The sequence below is a fragment of the Streptomyces sp. NPDC020490 genome (genome assembly GCF_044335305.1).
Lineage (GTDB): Bacteria > Actinomycetota > Actinomycetes > Streptomycetales > Streptomycetaceae > Streptomyces.
In genome coordinates this window covers 1-17,114 of the sequence record NZ_JBIRUY010000002.1, presented here as the reverse complement: position 1 = coordinate 17,114, position 17,114 = coordinate 1, and the positions used below count along the sequence as shown (strand labels likewise).

12 protein-coding genes and 1 pseudogene are annotated in these 17,114 nt (G+C 74.5%); 9 read left to right on the top strand and 4 right to left on the bottom strand.

Features of this window, described 5'->3' with window-relative positions; translation table 11 throughout:
- The first annotated feature begins 43 nt into the window (after positions 1-43).
- From ACH4ZX_RS03390 to ACH4ZX_RS03350, 9 genes are all read left to right on the top strand, one after another.
- Positions 44-1,867: a fatty acyl-AMP ligase gene (locus ACH4ZX_RS03390; RefSeq protein ID WP_398266746.1), complete on the top strand. Its 1,824-nt coding sequence runs from the start codon at positions 44-46 to the stop codon at positions 1,865-1,867.
- A gap of 1 nt (position 1,868) precedes the next feature.
- Positions 1,869-3,713: an acyl-CoA dehydrogenase family protein gene (locus ACH4ZX_RS03385; RefSeq protein ID WP_398266743.1), complete on the top strand. Its 1,845-nt coding sequence runs from the start codon at positions 1,869-1,871 to the stop codon at positions 3,711-3,713.
- Positions 3,707-5,476 carry an acyl-CoA dehydrogenase family protein gene (locus tag ACH4ZX_RS03380; RefSeq protein WP_398266740.1) on the top strand — a complete coding sequence of 590 codons (1,770 nt, stop codon included), beginning with the start codon at positions 3,707-3,709 and terminating at the stop codon, positions 5,474-5,476. The genes ACH4ZX_RS03385 and ACH4ZX_RS03380 overlap by 7 nt, the downstream gene beginning before the upstream one ends.
- 139 nt (positions 5,477-5,615) lie before the next feature.
- Entirely contained in the window at positions 5,616-5,903 is a 288-nt protein-coding gene (locus ACH4ZX_RS03375) for an acyl carrier protein (RefSeq protein ID WP_398266737.1), read from the top strand.
- On the top strand, positions 5,903-8,971 hold the full coding sequence (locus ACH4ZX_RS03370) for a type I polyketide synthase (protein ID WP_398266734.1): 3,069 nt from the start codon (positions 5,903-5,905) through the stop codon (positions 8,969-8,971). The genes ACH4ZX_RS03375 and ACH4ZX_RS03370 overlap by 1 nt, the downstream gene beginning before the upstream one ends.
- Complete coding sequence (locus ACH4ZX_RS03365) at positions 8,968-9,999, top strand: 3-oxoacyl-ACP synthase III family protein (protein ID WP_398266731.1); 1,032 nt, start codon at positions 8,968-8,970, stop codon at positions 9,997-9,999. Before ACH4ZX_RS03370 ends, ACH4ZX_RS03365 begins: the two co-directional genes overlap by 4 nt.
- Positions 9,996-10,256: an acyl carrier protein gene (locus ACH4ZX_RS03360; protein ID WP_324785325.1), complete on the top strand. Its 261-nt coding sequence runs from the start codon at positions 9,996-9,998 to the stop codon at positions 10,254-10,256. Before ACH4ZX_RS03365 ends, ACH4ZX_RS03360 begins: the two co-directional genes overlap by 4 nt.
- A gap of 74 nt (positions 10,257-10,330) precedes the next feature.
- Entirely contained in the window at positions 10,331-11,149 is an 819-nt protein-coding gene (locus tag ACH4ZX_RS03355) for a 2-oxo acid dehydrogenase subunit E2 (protein WP_398267630.1), read from the top strand.
- 22 nt (positions 11,150-11,171) lie between these two features.
- Positions 11,172-11,942, top strand: coding sequence for a 4'-phosphopantetheinyl transferase family protein (locus ACH4ZX_RS03350; RefSeq protein WP_398266728.1), 771 nt, complete (start codon positions 11,172-11,174; stop codon positions 11,940-11,942).
- 569 nt (positions 11,943-12,511) lie between these two features.
- Here ACH4ZX_RS03350 and ACH4ZX_RS03345 read toward each other — a convergent pair.
- The 4 genes and pseudogenes from ACH4ZX_RS03345 to ACH4ZX_RS03330 form a co-directional block, all read right to left on the bottom strand.
- Positions 12,512-15,271, bottom strand: a complete 2,760-nt coding sequence (locus ACH4ZX_RS03345) for an AfsR/SARP family transcriptional regulator (protein WP_398266725.1) — start codon at positions 15,269-15,271, stop codon at positions 12,512-12,514.
- Between the two features lie 20 nt (positions 15,272-15,291).
- Positions 15,292-16,314 (bottom strand): AfsA-related hotdog domain-containing protein, encoded by a 1,023-nt coding sequence (locus ACH4ZX_RS03340; protein ID WP_398266722.1) that lies wholly within the window; start codon positions 16,312-16,314, stop codon positions 15,292-15,294.
- A 145-nt stretch (positions 16,315-16,459) separates the two neighbouring features.
- A complete protein-coding gene (gene fdxA / locus ACH4ZX_RS03335; protein ID WP_398266719.1) occupies positions 16,460-16,780 on the bottom strand; it encodes a ferredoxin in 321 nt (106 codons plus the stop codon).
- Positions 16,777-17,114, bottom strand: a pseudogene (locus ACH4ZX_RS03330) (2-oxoacid:ferredoxin oxidoreductase subunit beta); the annotation flags it as partial. The gene fdxA and the pseudogene ACH4ZX_RS03330, both read right to left, overlap by 4 nt.

Below are 17,114 nucleotides of genomic sequence, written 5' to 3'. Positions count from 1 at the left end.
CCGGCGCCACGCCAGCGGATCTCGGAGAGGTCGGAGAAAGACGTTGACGAACTTCCGAACCTTCACGGAACTGGTTCTGGAGCGGACCGAAGCCCGCAGCGCCGCGGATGCCTTCGTCTTCCTGCCCGACGACGCCCGCGGCTCGGTGCCGCAGCACCTCACCTTCGCCGGGCTCGACCAGGAGGCGCGCCGGATCGCGTCCTGGCTCCAGGCGCGCGGAGCGGCGAACCGGCAGGTCCTGCTGCTCTATCCGTCCAGCCTGGACTTCATCAAGGCGTTCACCGCCTGCCTGTACGCCGGCGCCGTGGCGGTGCCCGCGCCGCTGCCCACCGAACAGGGGCAGAAGTTCACGCGGGTGTCCGGCATCCTGCGCGACGCCGAGGCGGTCGCCGTGCTCACCGACTCCGCGAACGCCCCCGAGATCTCGGCCTGGCTGGCCGCGGAGGGCTTCACCGACGTGCCCTGCCTGGCCACCGACGATCCGGCCGGCGGCCACGCGGACGCCTGGCGGGCGCCCTCCCTCACCCCGGAGAGCCTGGCCTTCCTGCAGTACACCTCGGGCTCCACCAGCGACCCCAAGGGCGTCGCGGTCTCGCACCGCAACCTGCTCGCCAACGAGGCGGCGATCCAGCGGTCGATCGGCACCGGCCCGGACACCGTGTGCGGCGGCTGGCTGCCCTTCTACCACGACATGGGTCTGATCGGGCACATCCTGCACCCGCTCTACCTCGGCATTCCCGCCGTCCTGATGGCCCCCTTCACCTTCCTCAAGCGCCCCCACCGCTGGCTGAAGATGATCGGCGACTACGGCGTGACCACCGGCGGCGGCCCCAACTTCGCCTACGACCTGTGCGTGCGCAGGGTCACCGACGCCCAGCTGGAGACGCTGGACCTGTCCACCTGGACGACCGCCAACAACGGCGCCGAACCGGTGCGGGCCGAGACGATCCGCGCGTTCGCCGAGCGCTTCGCGCCCGCGGGATTCCGCCCCGAGGCGTTCTTCCCCTGCTACGGCATGGCCGAGACGACCCTGCTGGTCTCCGGCATCCCGCGCACCGCCGGACCCCGGGTGCTCGACGTCGACGCCGCGGCCCTGGAACGCGGTGAACTGGCCGGCCCGCGCGGCGACGAGCCCAGCCGCTCCCTCGTCAGCAGCGGAGTCGTACGGGACTTCGAGATCCGCGTCGTCGACCCGGAGACCCGCGCCGAGAGGCCCGAGGGACACGTCGGAGAGATCTGGCTCAAGGGCGACAGCGTCGCCGAGGGGTACTGGAGACGGCCGGAGACCAACAAGGAGATCTTCGACGCGGCGATCTCCGACGGCGCCGGCGGCCACGACGGCGGCGGCTGGCTGCGCACCGGCGACATGGGCGTGCTGCACGGCGGAGAGCTCTACGTCACCGGCCGGCTCAAGGAGATGGTCATCCTGGCGGGCCGCAACCTCTACCCGCAGGACGTCGAACGCGCCGTGCAGTCCCTCGATCCGGCCTTCGGCACCGGCGCGGGCGCCGTCTTCGCCGTGGACACCGACCGCGAGCACCTGGTGGCGGTGCAGGAGGTCCGCCCCGCCGCCGTCTCCACCGACCTGCCCACCCTCGCCTCCGACGTCCAGCGGTTCATCAGCCGGGAGTTCACGGTCCCCGCCGGCAACGTGCTGCTCGTGCGGCCCGGCACCGTACGCAAGACCACGAGCGGCAAGATCCAGCGGACCCTGATGCGCAAGCTGTTCCTCGAGGGCCGGATCACCGCGCTGCACGAGGTCCTGGAGCCCGCCGTCCGCGACCTGATCGCTTCCCCCGCTGCCGCTGCCGCTGCCGCTGACGACGCTGACGCCGACGCCGCCCCGTCCCTGGAAACGGTGGTCTGACATGGAACACCAGCCCTACCGGCTCGCCGAGGAGTTCGACCGCTTCCTCGGCGACCCCGGCGACCCCGACGAGGTCTTCTCCTACGCGCGTTGCGCCGAGCTCGACGAGCGGGAGGAGTTCCCCGCCGACATCTGCCGCCGCTTCGAGGAGTGGGGCCTGCCCGCGCAGTACGTACCGGTCGAGCACGGCGGCCGGCTGCGCGACTACGAGCGGGTGCTCCAGCTCGTCCGCGCCGTCGCCCGCCGCGACCTGACCTGCGCCATCGGCCACGGCAAGACCTACCTCGGCGGGGTCTGCGTCTGGGTCGCCGGCTCCGCGGAGCAGGGCGCCCGGCTCGGCGCCGACATCATGGCCGGGGTGCCGGTCTCCCTCGGGCTCACCGAACGCGACCACGGCAGCGACCTGCTGGCCGGTGACGTGCGCACCGACGGCAAGACGGCCGACACCGGCGACAAGGCGGCCGACACCGGCGACAAGGCGGCCGACACCGACGGGCACTGGCTGGTCAGCGGCGAGAAGTGGCTGATCAACAACGCCACGCGGGGCGCGGTGCTGTCGCTGCTGACCCGCACCCGGCCGGACGGCGGGCCGCGCGGCTTCAGCGTCCTCCTCGTGGACAAGCGGGAACTCGACGCGGACACCTACCGCCACCTCCCGAAGATCCGCACCCACGGCATCCGCGGCGCCGACATCTCCGGCATCGCCTTCGACGGGGCCCGCGTGGCGCGCGGCGCCCTCGTCGGGGCCGAGGGCGCCGGCCTGGAGATCGTGCTCAAGGCGCTCCAGCTCACCCGCACCATGTGCGCGGCGCTGTCGCTCGGCGCCGCCGACCACGGGCTGCGGCTCGGCCTGGACTTCGCCGAGGACCGCGAGCTGTACGGCCGCCGGCTGATCGACCTCCCGCAGGCCCGGCACCTGCTGGCCGGCGCCGCCGCCGACGTCCTGCTGCACGAGGCGGTCGCCCTGGTCGCCGCCCGCGCCGTACAGACCCAGACCGCCGAACTCGGCGTCACCTCGGCCGTCACCAAGTACCTGCTGCCCACCGGCACCGACCAGGTGCTGGCCGACCTGACCGGGCTGCTCGGCGCCCGCGCCTTCCTCAAGGGCGTGCACGCGGGCGGACGGTTCCAGAAGGTCGTACGCGACCACCGCATCGTCGGACTCTTCGACGGCAACACCCTGGTCAACCTCAACTCCCTGGTGAACCAGTTCCGTTCGCTGGTCCGCGGGTTCCGCCGCGGCACCGGCGACACCGCGGGCGCCGGCGCCGCCTTCGACCTGGCCGCACCGCTGCCGGCCCTCGACCCGGCGAAGCTGTCACTGGTCGCCCGGCACGGCAGCGGCGTCACGGCGTCCCTCCCGGCCTGCGTCGAGGAGATCACCCGGCGCGCGGAGGCGGACCCCGCGCTCGCCCCCGTGGCCGAAGCGGCGCGGCGGCTGCTCGACGTCACCCGCGCGGTGCACGCCGAGGCGGAGGAGTACCAGGGCGTGCTCACCGAGGTCCCGCCCGCCGCCTTCGAGGTCGCGCGCCGCTACACCCTGTGCTGGGCCGGAGCGGCCTGCCTCGGCCTGTGGACGCACAGCACCGGCCACCTCGCCGACGACCCCGCCACCGGGGGGCTGTGGCGCGACGGCCTGTGGCTGCACACCGCCCTCGACCGGCTGCTGGTCCGCCTCGGCGAACCGGCGGCGGCCGGCGAGGAGACGTACGAGGAACTGCTCGGCGCCCTGCGAGCGGCCCGCTCCTCGGGCCGCCTGTTCTCGCTGCTGCCGCAGCGCCTGCCCGAGCGGCAGCCCGCGTCGGCCGGTGCGGACGCGGACGGAACGGAGAGGACGTCATGCTGACCGGCACACAACCCCAGGACGCGCGGACGGCGACCGCACGGACGGACCAGGAGTCCCGGGCCGCGGCCCGCGTCGCCGAACTGGACCGGCGCCTCGGCGACCCCACCGACGAGCGCAACGAACTGTCGTACGCCAGGCTGCTGGAGGCGGACGAGGCCGGTGAACTCTCCGCACCCGGCGAGCGCGCCCTCGACGAACTCGGCCTGGGCGCCGACTTCGTACCGCGTGCCGAGGGCGGCCGCCTGGAGCGGCTCGACACCCTGGTACGGATCATGCGGCAGGTGTTCCGCCGCGACGTCGCCCTCGGCCTCGGCTACGGCGTCACCTCCTTCATGGCCGCCGTGAACGTCTGGACCTCCGGGGACGCCGCGCAGCGCGCCCGGCTCGCGAAGATCCTCACCGGCGGCGGCAAGGTCTCGGTCGCCTACCACGAACTCGCGCACGGCAACGACTTCGTGCGCAACGAGTTCGAGGCCCGCCCCGCCGACGGCGGCGGATACCGGCTGCACGGCGCCAAGCAGGTCATCAACAACGCCTCACGCGCCGACGCCTGGGTCCTGTTCAGCCGCACCAGCCCCGCGCCGGGCAGCCGCAGCCACTCCGTGCTCCTCGTCGAACGCGACGGCCTGGACCCGGACTCCTGGCAGGTGCTGCCCCGCTACGACGCCGTCGGCGTGCGCGGCTGCCTGCTGTCCGGACTCCGTTTCGACGGCACGCCCGTGCCCGCCTCGGCCCTCGTCGGCGAGGAGGGAAAGGGCGTGGAGACCGCCCTGCGCGCCTTCCAGATCACCCGCTCCGCGCTCCCCGGCATGGCCGTCGGCACCACCGACACGGCCCTGCGGACCGTCGTGCGCTTCGCGCTGGGCCGACGCCTCTACCGCAAGTCCGTCATGGACATCCCGCACGCCAGGGGCACCCTGTCCGGGGCCTTCACCGACCTGCTGACCTGCGACAGCCTCTCGCTGGCCGCGACCCGGGCGGTGCACCTGCTGTCCGATCAGACCAGCGTCTTCGCCGCCGCCGTCAAGTACCTCGTCCCGAAGGTGCTCGCCGAGGCGACGCAGGAGCTGTCCGTCGTGCTCGGGGCCCGCTTCTACATCCGCGACGGCGAGCACGGCATCTTCCAGAAGCACCTGCGGGACCTGCCGGTGCTCAGCCTCGGCCACGCCGGCTCCGCGGCCTGCCAGGCCACGATCATCCCCCAGCTGTCCCGGCTCGCCCGGCGGTCCTGGTTCAGCGACGAACCCGCCCCCGCGGAACTCTTCCAGCCGCGCACGGACCTGCCCGGCCTCCCCTACGACCGGCTCACCCTGGCGAGCGGACGGGACGCGCTCAGCGCCACCCTGGTCGCCGCCGTGGACCGGCTGCCCGGCTCCTCACCCGAGGAACGTGCCGTCCAGGCGCTCGCCCTGCAACTGGTGGACGAACTGCGGCAGTTGCGCGAGGCGAGCCGCGCGCTCGCACCCGAGGACCGCACGGCCCTCGCCGGCCCCGCCGCCTTCGCCCTCGCCGACCGCTACGCCGTCCTGCTCGCGGCCGCCGCCACGATCGGCGTCTGGCAGCAGGCGTCCCACGACGGCGGCGACGCGTTCCTCGCCGACCCGGCCTGGCTCGCCGCCGCACTGCACCGGCTCGCCCGTCGGCTCGGCCGGCGCCCCGCCGCCCTCCCGGCGTCCGTGGACGAGCGCATGCACGAGGAAGTCCTGCGCAGGTTCCACGCCCGCACCAGCTACGACCTGTACGACACCCCGCTCGCCGGCTGACGGACACCGGCCGGCCGCCCCGGACGACGCCCGTCCGGGACGTACAGCGCCCGTCCGTGACGGAGCGCCCGCCCGCGACGGCCACCGGACCACCACCCGACAGCACGCGAAAACCGCTCACCCTCGCGAGGAGTGCACCATGTCCGTTCCCACCACCGCACACACCACCGAGTCCCTGACCACGTGGCTGGCCGAGCGCATCGCCCTCTACCTCAAGCGGCGGCCCGCCGAGATCGACCCGGACGTGCCCCTCGCCGAGTACGGCCTCGACTCCGTCGCCGCCCTCAGCCTGTGCGGGGACATCGAGGACGACTTCGACGTCATGATGGAGCCCACCGCCGCCTGGGACTACCCGACCGTCCACGCGCTCGCCGGCCACCTCGTGGAAGAACTCGCCGCCCAGACCGCGAAGGACGGCGGCGCCTGATGGAGCCCATAGCCATCGTCGGCATCGACTGCAGATTCCCGGGGGCGCCCGACACCGGCGCCTACTGGGACCTGCTGATGCGCGGCGCGGACGGGGTGGGGGAGGTGCCCCGGCTGCGGTGGGACGCCAAGGAGTTCTACTCGGCGGCCGGGGACGAAGGACACGCCAACACCACCGAGGGCGGCTTCATCGCCGACCCGGACGCCTTCGACAACGAGTTCTTCACCGTCTCGCCGCGCGAGGCGGCGGCCATGGACCCCCAGCAGCGGCTGCTGCTGCAGGCCGCGTGGCGGGCGGTCGAGGACGCGGGCATCCCGCCGCGGACCCTGGCCGGCAGCCGGACCGGGGTGTTCGTCGGCATCATGGGCAACGAGTGGGCGCAGCTGCACCTCACCGACTACGGCAACGTCACCGCCCAGGTCGGCTCCGGCAACGGCTACTGCATGACCGCCAACCGGATCTCCTACCACCTCGACCTCAAGGGCCCCAGCCTCGCCGTCGACACCGCCTGCTCCTCCTCGCTGGTCGCCGTGCACCTCGCGGCGAACGCGCTGCTGGCCGAGGAGTGCGACCACGCGCTCGTCGGCGGCGTCAACGTGGCCCTCACACCGGCCCTGTCGATCTTCTACACCCAGGCCGGGCTGTCCGCCCCCGACGGGCGCTGCAAGCCCTTCAGCGCCGAGGCGGACGGCATCGGCCGCGGCGAGGGCGTCGGCGTGGTCGTGCTGCGCAGGCTGCGGGACGCGGTCGCCGACGGCCAGCGCGTGTACGCCGTCATCCGCGGCACCGCCGTCAACCAGGACGGCCGCAGCAACGGGCTGACCGCGCCCAACCGTTGGGCCCAGCAGGAGGTGCTCGGCGCCGCCTACCGCAGGGCCGGCGTCGAGCCCTCCGACGTGGTCTTCACCGAGGCGCACGGCACCGGCACCGCCCTCGGCGACATGATGGAGGTCAAGGCGCTCGGCCACCACCACGCCGGCCGCGCCGCGAAGCCCATGGCGCTGGGCTCGGTCAAGGGCAACCTCGGCCACACCGAGGGCGCCGCCGGCATCGCCGGACTGATCAAGGTCGCCCTGTCCCTGCACCACCGGATCGTCCCCGCCAGCCGCTTCGCGGCCAAGGAGAGCAAGCGGCTGAAACTGCGCGACCACGGCCTGCGGCTGCTCAAGGCACCGCTGCGGCTGCCCGCCGGCCCCGTCGTCGCCGGGCTCAGCAGCTTCGGCATGGGCGGCACCAACGCCCACGCCGTGCTGGAGTCCGCGCCCGCGCACGCCGCGCGCCCCGAACCGGCGAACAGCGCCGCGCCCGGCGGCATCGGCGCCGCGGTGTTCACCCTCACCGCGCCGAACGCCGACGCGCTGCGCCGCAACCTGCTGGCCCAGGCGGACGCGGCGGCGGCCCGCCGGGTACCGCTCGGCCCGCTGGCCAGGTCGAGCAACCGCGTGAAGGCCGGACACCGCCACCGCTTCGCGGCCGCGGCCACCGACACCCGCGAACTCGTCGCCCGGCTGCGGGAGTCGGCCGCCGACCCGGATCTGCTGGCCCGGCTCTCCGGCCGGCCCGCCGAGCGGCCCCGCACCGCGTTCCTGTTCACCGGACAGGGCTCGCAGTACCCGCGGATGACCGCCGCCCTGTACGAACAGTCGCCGCTGTACCGGCACTTCCTCGACGAGGCCGACACCGCGCTGCTGCCGCACACCGGAAAGTCGGTGCGCGACCTGCTCCTCGCCGGCGACGATGCCGTCCACGACACGCAGTGGACGCAGCCCGCCCTGTTCGCCGTCGGCTACGCCCTCGGCCGCACCCTGACGGAACTCGGCGTCCACCCGGAGATGCTCCTCGGCCACAGCGTCGGCGAGTTCGCCGCCGCCGTCCTGGCCCGGGCACTCCCGCTGGACGGCGCCGCCCGCCTGATCGCCGCCCGCGGCGCCCTGATGCAGGAACTCCCGGACGGCGGAGGCATGCTGGCCGTCCGCGCCCCCAGCGCGCGGCTGGCGGCCCGGATCGAACAGGAACCCCTGATCGGCGTCGCCGCGGTCAACGGCCCCACGTCCACGGTGCTCTCCGGCGACCTGGAGACCCTGGAGAAGATCGGCGCCGAGCTGCGGGCCGAGGGAGTCGACACGCGCCGCCTGACCGTCTCGCACGCCTTCCACTCACCGCTGATGCGGCCGGTCCTGGACCGCTTCGCGGAGATCGCCGAGGAGGTCGGCGGGACAGTGCCCGAGATCCCGCTGTACTCGACCGTCCGCGGACGGGTGCTCGACGGCGAGGCGATGGACGCCGCGTACTGGGTCGAGCACATCGGCGCCACCGTGCTGTTCGGCGACGCGGTCGCCGCGCTCCTCGCCGACGGCCCGACCCACCTGGTGGAGACCGGCCCCCGGCCGGTGCTCTCCGGGATGGTGCGCCGCCTGCACGGCTCCGCCGCGGGCCCCGGCCCGGCGCACGTCCTGCCGGTGCGCGGCCCCGAGTCCGCGGGCCGGGACCTCGCCGAGGCCCTCGCCGAGCTGTACCGGGGCGGCGTCGAACCCGACTGGGACGCCGTGTACACGCCCGGGGAGCGGGTCCCGCACCCGCTGCCGCCGTACACGTTCTCGACACAGCACCGCTTCTGGGCGAGGAACCCGGTGCGCGGCCGGGCGACGGCCGACGAGTCGGCCGACCGGGCGTTCACGGGACACCGGGAGCCGCAGCCCGCGCCCGCCGCCGTGCTCACCCTGAACACCCTGAACCGGCCCGGCGGCCCGGCGGACCCCGTCGAGGACGCCGTCCTCGCCGCCGTCCGGACCGTCGGCGGCTACACCGACGCCGAGATCGGCCCGCACGACCGGCTCTACGAGGATCTCGGCTTCGACTCCGTCATGATCATGGAGCTCAAGAACCGGCTGGAGTCCCGGCTCACCGGCATCGGAGCCCTGACGGTCCAGGACCTGCTGCCCCGCCTCTCCTCCGTCGGCGACCTCGTCGCCTTCCTGCGGGAGTCCGGCGCGGCGGCCCCCGGTCCCGCGGGCCCCGCCGAGGCGGCGGACGGGCGGGAGCTGATGGAAGAAGAGAGGACGGCATGACCACCCCGACGGCTGTCACGGCCCATCTCGCCTCCCTGGGCACCGCGCTGCCCGGTGACCCGGTGGACAACGCCACCCTGGCCAAGGTGCTCGGCATCAACGAGGACTGGATCGAGGTCTTCATCGGCACGAAAACCCGGCACTTCGCCCGGGACCTCGGCACCGGAGTGGTCCGCTGGTCGCTCGCCGACCTCTGCGCGCAGGCCGCCGAGAAGGCGCTCGCCGCCCCCGACGTCGACCCGTCCGAGGTCGAGTTCGTCGTCCTCGGCACGGCCACCCCCGACACCCTGATGCCCGCCACCGTCAACCACGTCGCCGACCAGCTCGGCCTGGACCAGGTGCCCACCTTCCAGCTCCAGTCCGGCTGCGCCGGCGCCGTACAGGCCCTGTCCCTGGCGCAGACGATGATCGCCTCCGGCCAGTACCGCTCCGGACTCGTCATCGGCGGCGACGTGTGCAGCAAGCACCTCGACCTCCAGCGTGACGTGGCCGGCGCCGCCCCCGGCGACCTCGTCAACTACGTCCTGTTCGGCGACGGCGCCGGCGCGGCCGTCGTCACCGCCGAGCCGCGCGGACAGCGGCTCGCGCTGCGCCACGTCCTCAACCGCTTCACCGGCCTCGGCCGCGCGCCGGGCCAGGTCATCGAGTGGTTCGGGCTCGCCGACCGGTACGACGACCGGCAGGCCCTCACCGAGGACTACAAGGCCATCGAGGAGTCCGTGCCCGTCATGGCCGTCGAGATCCTCTGGGAGATGCTCGGCGAACTCGACTGGGAGGCGGACCAGTTGGACTATCTGCTGCCGCCGCAGCTGTCCGGCCGGATGACCCGCCGCATCACCGAGGAACTCGACGTGCCCACCGCCGAGGACATCAGCTGCGTCGCGGACACCGGCAACAACGGAAACGCCCTGCCCTTCCTGCAGATCGAGAAGTTGCTGGAACGGATGTCCGACGGCGAGAAGGCCCTCGCGGTCGCCGTCGAGTCCAGCAAGTGGATCAAGGCCGGCTTCGCCCTGGAGAAGATATGAGCGTCGACAGCACAGTTCCCACCACAGGCGGCTTCACCCTGGACGACTACGTCCGGCTCGTCGACGAGGAGATCGGGATCCCGCTCGCCGCCGGGCAGGTGGCCGCCGACTTCGACGAACTCCCCGACTGGGACTCGCTGTACCTCCTCAAGCTCGTCACCGCCCTGGAGACCGCCGTCGGCCGCAAGATCGCCGTCGGCAAGGTCCTGGAGGCCCGCAGCCTGAAGGAGATCTACGAACTGGCGGTGCTCGGGTGACCCCCACCGTCACCGCCGAACGGCGCCGCCGCCACACCCTGTACTTCCTGGAGTGGGCGGCGGCCCAGCGGCCCGTGCACCTGGACACGGACATCGACATGACCCGCGTCCAGGCGCACCGCGCCGCCGCCCGCGCGGCCGGCCGGCGCTACTCGGTCGTCAGCTACCTGCTGTACGCCGCCGGCCGGGTCCTGGACCGCCACCCGGAGGCCAACGCCGCGATGGCCCCCGGCTGGCCCGGACCGCTGCGGCGCCCGAGGACCGTCCGCTTCGACGGCGTCACCGCCAAGCTCGCCCTGGACCGGCCCGTCGACGGCGAGCGCACCGTGCTCTCGGCGCTCGTGCCGGGCCTGGAGTCGGCGACCCTGGGCGAGATCCAGGAACGCGTCGACCGCTACCGCGGCGAACAGGCCGCCGACCTGCCCGAGTTCAAGGGCGTACGGATGCTGGGCCGGCTCCCGGTCCCGCTCGGCCGGGCCGCGTTCGCCGCGGCGCTGCGCGATCCGCGCCGACGCGCCGGCGTGTTCGGCACCGTCTCGGTCAGCTCGCTCGGCCATCGCACCGTGGACGGCTTCCACTCGGCCGGCGGCACCGCGGTGACCCTGTGCGCGGGCCGGGTCGTGGACCGCGCGGTGGTGCGCGACGGCGTCGTGGTGCCCGCGCCGGTGATGCGGCTCGGCCTCACCTTCGATCACCGGGTGATCGACGGCGCGACCGCGGCCGACGTGCTGTCCGATCTCCACGACACGATGGAGGCGTTCGATGACAGCAGCGACGGCACCGCTGGTACGGACGGCACCGCCGGCGTCCGGGTGCAGGGGCCCGGGACGGACGCTCGGGGAGCCGATCGCGATCCGCGGCCCGTCGGGGGACTGGGGCAGAGTACGCGCTGACCTGGACCGGCACGGGGCCGCCGTGCTGTTCGCCCGCCAGGACGCCTGGCGGCCGGAGCGGGCGGGCCTGCCGCGGCTGCGCGCGCTCCTGGGCCGGGACTGGGAGCGCTACCTGGAGCTGACGCACCCGCAGGTCCGCGGCCGGTTCGCCGCCTCGCGCGTCCTGCTGAAGTTCGCGGCGGCGGCCGCGCTCGGGGTACCGCCCGAGTCGGTCGAGATCGGCTACGGCCTCACCGGGCGCCCTTTCCTGCGCGGCTACGACGGCGTCCACGTCAGCCTCAGCCACACCGACGGCCTGCTGCTGGTCGGCCTGGCCGCCGACGGCGCGATCGGCGTCGACGCCGAGCCCGCCGAGCGGGTCCTGTACGGCCCGGGGCTGGACCGGCACCTGTGCACCCCGTTCGAACTGGACCGCGTCGAGGCCCTGCCGCTCGCGGAACGCAACCCCGCCGTGCTCCGGCTGTGGACCCTGAAGGAGGCCTACAGCAAGGCCCTCGGCCTCGGCCTGCGCTTCCGCTTCACGGACTTCGGCTTCACCCCGGACCGGGCGCCCCGGGCCGTGCTGCGCCCCGACGGCACCCCCGCACCGGTCGGCAGATGGGCCTTCCGCACCTGGTCGCTCGGCGACCGCTACACCGTCGCCGTCGCCGTCGAGGACGCGGGCTTCGGCCGTACGGTGGACACGGCGGCGGGCACGGCACTCGACCCGGGCATCGTCGACGCCGTGACGGCGGCGCTGGGGGAGCGGGAGCCGGCCGACGAGCGGGAGACGGCCGCCGCCGACGGGTGGTGAGACGGGGGCCGTGAGCGCGGGCGCCCATGGTGGGTGCCGGCATCGGGTGCCGGGCGCGGGCGGCTGACGCCCGCACGGCGGAGCCGCACACGGACGGGTGCCTAGGCAGTGGCAGGTGCCGGAGAGGGCGGCCGTGCCGTACGCCGCGAGGCGGCCCGTCGGACCGACGGTCACCGTCTCGTGCGGGGCCGCGGCGGCGGGCGTGGCGGGGACGGCGTGCGTGTCCGCGTCCGCGGGGAGGTGCGTGCCTGGTTGGGGGAGGGTGTCCGTCTCGTGCGGGGTCGTGGCGGCGGGTGCGGCGGGGATGGTGTGCGTGTCCGCGTTCGCGGGGAGGTGCGTGTCTGGTTGGGGGAGGGTGTCCGTCTCGTGCGGGGTCGTGGCGGCGGGTGCGGCGGGGATGGTGTGCGTGTCCGCGTTCGCGGGGAGGTGCGTGCCTGGTTGGGGGAGGGTGTCCGTCTCGTGCGGGGCCGCGGCGGCGGGTGTGGCGGGGACGGCGCGCGTGTCCGCGTTCGCGGCGAGGCGCCCGCCCGGTGCCGGGGACGGTGTCCGGCAGCGGGCGGGACGCGGGCTCACGCCGCCCGGCCGGCCGGTTCCGACGGGCAGAACAGCCAGACTCCCGGGCGGACTTCGAGGGGCATCGAGGCCGCCGTGCCCGGACCGCCGGACCCGAGGGCCGCGCGGAGGGCGGATGCCGTGCGGCGGGCGTACTCGGTCCACCGGCGGTCGCCCGCGAAGCGCGCCGCGTTCTCGCACTCCGCCAGGCGGGCCAGTGCCTCCTCGTGGCGGGCCTCGCGCACCGCCACCAGCGCCAGTCCGCGCAGCGACTCGGCCGTGCCGCGCGCGTCGCCGGCCGGCCGGCTCACCGACAGGGCGTGCGCGTAGGCCCGTCCGGCCTGTGCGACCCGCCCGGTCCCGAGGAGCGCGTCCGCCTCCGCGGACAGGCAGCGGCCCGCCGCCGCCCGGTCGCCGTGCCGGGTGAACAACTCCCCGGCGAGGCGGTACCGGTCGATCGCCGCCGACGTCTGCTGACGCTGCCAGTCCAGGTCACCCAGGGACCGCAGGACGACGGCCTCGGCGTGCACGTCGCCGGACCTGCGGGCCGCGTCCAGCGCGAGACGGTGGGTCGACTCCCACTCCTCCCACAGCGCGGCCGCCTCGTAGTAGCCGGCCGAGGCCGACGCCAAGGCACAGCACAGGCCCCACAGCCCGGCCGCGTGGGCCTGCCGTACGGCCTCCGACAGGCCCGCGGACTCCTCCTGGAACCACCGCAGCGGCGCACTGCCGACCACCTCCTCCGGGTAGACCCCGGCCGGGGGCTCGGCCTCGTGCGCGAGCAGGACCCGGCCGGGCGTCAGCCGCGCGTCCGCGTGCCTGGCCAGCGCCAGGAAGGCACGGCACAGCCGCTCCACGGCCGCGCGGCCCTCCCGCGGGTCCTCCCCGGCCGACACCTCCAGGGCCAGCGAGCGCAGCAGCGCGTGGAAGCCGTAGCGCACGGGGGCCGACCGTCCGGGCCGGCGCCGCGCCTCCAGCAGATGGGCCTGCACCAGTTCCTCGGTGAGCCGTTCGGCCTCCGCCAGGTCCGTGCCGAGCAGCGCGGCCGCGCTCCACAGGGCGAAGTCGGGCAGCGAGCCCTGCGCGAGGATCCGGAAGGCGTGCCGGGCCTCCTCGTCCACGTCCCGGTAGGCGGTCAGCAGGCTGCTGCGTACGTCGAGATCGCCCAGCGCGAGCGCGGCCAGCCGCGTCCGTTCGTCACGCAGCCGACGGGCGAGCCCCGCGGCGGTCCAGTGCGGCCGGGCCGCGAGCCCGGCAGCGGCCACCCGCAGCGCGAGCGGCAGCCGGCCGCACAGCCGGGCGATCTCGCCCGCCGCCTCCGGGTCGTCCCGCATCCGCCGCCCGCCGCACGCCATGAGCAGCGCCTCGGCCTCCGGCGCGGACAGCACGTCGAGGGTCAGCCGCCGCACGCCGCCCAGCGCGCCGAGCACATGCCGGCTGGTCAGGATCACCGTGCTGTCCGGCACGGCCGACAGCACCGGCCGGACCTGCGCCTCCGAGACCGCGTCGTCCAGGACGAAGAGCATCCTGCGGCCCGCGGTGCGCCGGTGCAGCAGCTCCGCGAGTTCCGCATCGGACGACGGCAACGGCTCCGTCCCGGAGTCCGTGCCCTCTCCGGCCGCCCGCGGGCCGCGCAGCCGGCGCAGCAGGGTCGTCAGCGCCGTCCTCGGTTCGACGGCCCGCCCGCCCGCGTCCCGCAACGACACCAGGACCCGCCCGTCGGGAAACCGGCCGGCCGCTCCGTGGGCCAGCCGCACGGCCAGCGCCGTCTTACCGGCGCCCGCCCGGCCCGAGAGCACCAGCACCTTGGTCCGGCCGGCAGCGTCGTCCGCCAACAGCTGCTCACCTTCGGCCAGTTGGTCCTCGCGCCCGGTGAAGTCGGCCACCGCGGGCGGCAGCCACACCGTCGGCCCCGAGTCTCTCCCGGGCCCCGTACCCGTCTCGGGCCGCACGCTCCCGGACCCCTCGGCCGGGTGGTCGGCCGGGCCGCCGACCGGCACGAGCCGGCGCTCGGGCTCGCCGCGCCAGGCCAGCGCGGGGTCGGAGGCCAGGACCCGCTCCTGCAGTCCGCTCAGCACCGGTCCGGGCTCCACGCCCAGTTCGTCGACCAGCGCCCGCCGCGCCCGCTGGTAGACCTGCAGGGCGTCGGACTGCCGGCCCGAGCGGTAGAGCGCCACCATCAGATGACCGTGCAGCGCCTCACGCAGCGGATGCTCGTGCGCCAGCGCCATCAGCTCGCCGATCAGCTCCTGGTGCAGCCCGAGCCGCAGATCCGCGGAGATCCGCTGCTCCAGCACCTCCGCGCGCAACTCGCTCAGTCTGATCGCGGAGGCCTGCAGCGACGGTCCGTGCGGGATGCCCGAGAGCGCGGGCCCCGTCCAGAGTCCGAGCGCACGGCTCAGCGCCTGCGAGGCGGCCTGGTAATCGCCCCTGCCGTACGCGGCCCGGCCCTCGGCCCGCAGCGACTCGAAGACGGACAGGTCCAGATCATCCGGGGCGACCCGCATCAGGTAGCCGGGCGGGCGGGTCAGCAGCGGCTGCGTCGCGTCCGTCCCGGGCGGGACCTCACCGGTCGCCGCCAGCAGGGCCTTGCGCAGTTGGGAGACGTACACCTGGAGGGTGGTGGTGGCCGTGCGCGGGGGTTCGGAACCCCACAGCTCGTCGATCAGGGTGTGGGTCGACACCACCGTGTTGCTCTGCACCAGCAGGGTGGCCAGGACCGCGCGCGGCTTGGCCGCGGACGGCGTACGGGGCGACATGTGCACGGGTCCGAGCACGCGGTATCTCATCGCGCGCCTCAGCAGTCCTGCAGCACGGCCGCGGAGACGCGCGCCACGACCCGGCTGCCCTGGGAGAACGACATCCGCAGGTCGATCACCGGCCGCCCCTCCGCGTCCCGGGACACCCGCCCGTCCGCACGGCGCGCCTCCTCGCGCACCGTGCAGCGCAGCGGCACGGCCGACTCGGCGACACCCTCGAACGAGGCCTGCCACCGGGACAGCACGGCGTACGACGGCACGAAGCCGCGCAGTTCGGCTGCGGCGAGCAGCCCGACCTGGCGGGACACCTCCAGGAACAGCGTCGGCTCCATCACGCCGGGCACCTCGGCCGGCAGCTCGGCGGCCGCCGGTGAGTGGACGGGGAACACCAGGCCGTCGCCGCCCTCCGCCCCGGCGTACGCGGGCAGCCCGACGAGGACGTGCCGGCTGTCGAGGTGCCCCACCTGTTCGGGCAGCGGCACGCCGGGCGACGCCGGAACGCCGCCTCCTGCCGCCGCCGGCTCCTCGCTCTCCGGCCGGCCGAGCACGGCACCGCCGGGGCGGACGCCCTGGACGGGGAAGACCAGCCGCGCCGAGGCGGTCCCGCAGCGCTCGCCGTCGATCGAGACGGCGGCCTCGCACTCCAGGCCGCGCGGCACGCCGCCGACCACGTCGAGCGGTGTCATGCCGAGATCCAGGGCGATCCTGGTCCCGGCGCCGTCGCGGCGCCAGGCGTCCGGCCCCGTGATCGCGGCGCCGGCGGAGGCCAGCACGGGGAGCCGGTCCGCCGGCACCCTGAAGTAACGGCGAGCCGCGAACAGCATCGTCCGGCGCAGCGACTCGATGGGGAACAGCAGATCGTGGTACCGCGACCCGGAGTCGCCGAAGAGCGGGTGTTCTTCGGGCAGTTGCGCGGAGAAGGCGAAGTTCTGCCGAACCGGCGCGGTCGCTTTGAACAGGAAGGCCTCGGGGCTGCCGGGCCTGTGGACCAGATGGTGGGGTCCGAGGAGCGAGGGGGACGTGGGGGACGTGGGGGTGTACGTGGGGGTGTAGGTGTCCATGGACTTCCTCTGCGGCGGTGTCCGGCGGCTCTGCGGAAGGCTGGCTGGGCACGTGCGCTTGACGGAGAGCACGTTGCCCGACTCCGCTGAAGGACCGGGGAAGCCACACTGAAGCGAACGTTCGTTACCGCCCCCACCTGGGCGTTCAGCCCACCGGGACCGGCTCGCCCCCGACGATCGGGTGGTCCGCGGCCAGCGGTCCGGCCGCGCTCGCGCCACCGGGCGTACCGATCACGGTGAACACGTCCCGCTCGGCGGTGAGATAGCCGGCCCACTCGTCGGGCAGCGAGTCCTCGTAGAAGATCGCCTCGACCGGGCACACGGGCTCGCAGGCACCGCAGTCCACGCATTCGTCGGGGTTGATGTACATCTTGCGCGGCCCCTCGTAGATGCAGTCCACGGGGCACTCGTCGACGCAGGCCTTGTCCTTGACGTCGACGCAGGGCTGGGCGATCACATACGTCATGAGGAACTCCCCACGGTCCAGGTGTCGTTGCCGGTGAGAAGGGTGGCGAGGTCGCCCTTGCCGTGCAGTTCGACGGCCCGCTCCAGCTGGCCGGACATCAGCTCGTCGTACACGGGGCGTTCGACGTCGCGGAAGACGCCGACGGGCGTGTGGTGCAGGGTGTCGGGGTCGGCGAGTCGGGACAGGGCGAACGCGGTGGTCGGGGAGGTGGAGTGCGCGTCGTGGACCAGGATCCGTGCCTCGTTCTCCGGGGTCACCGCGACGGCCTTCAGGTCGCCGGTCGCCGCATCGCGTACGACGCCCTTGGAGAGGTCGGTGCCGAAGCGGATCGGCT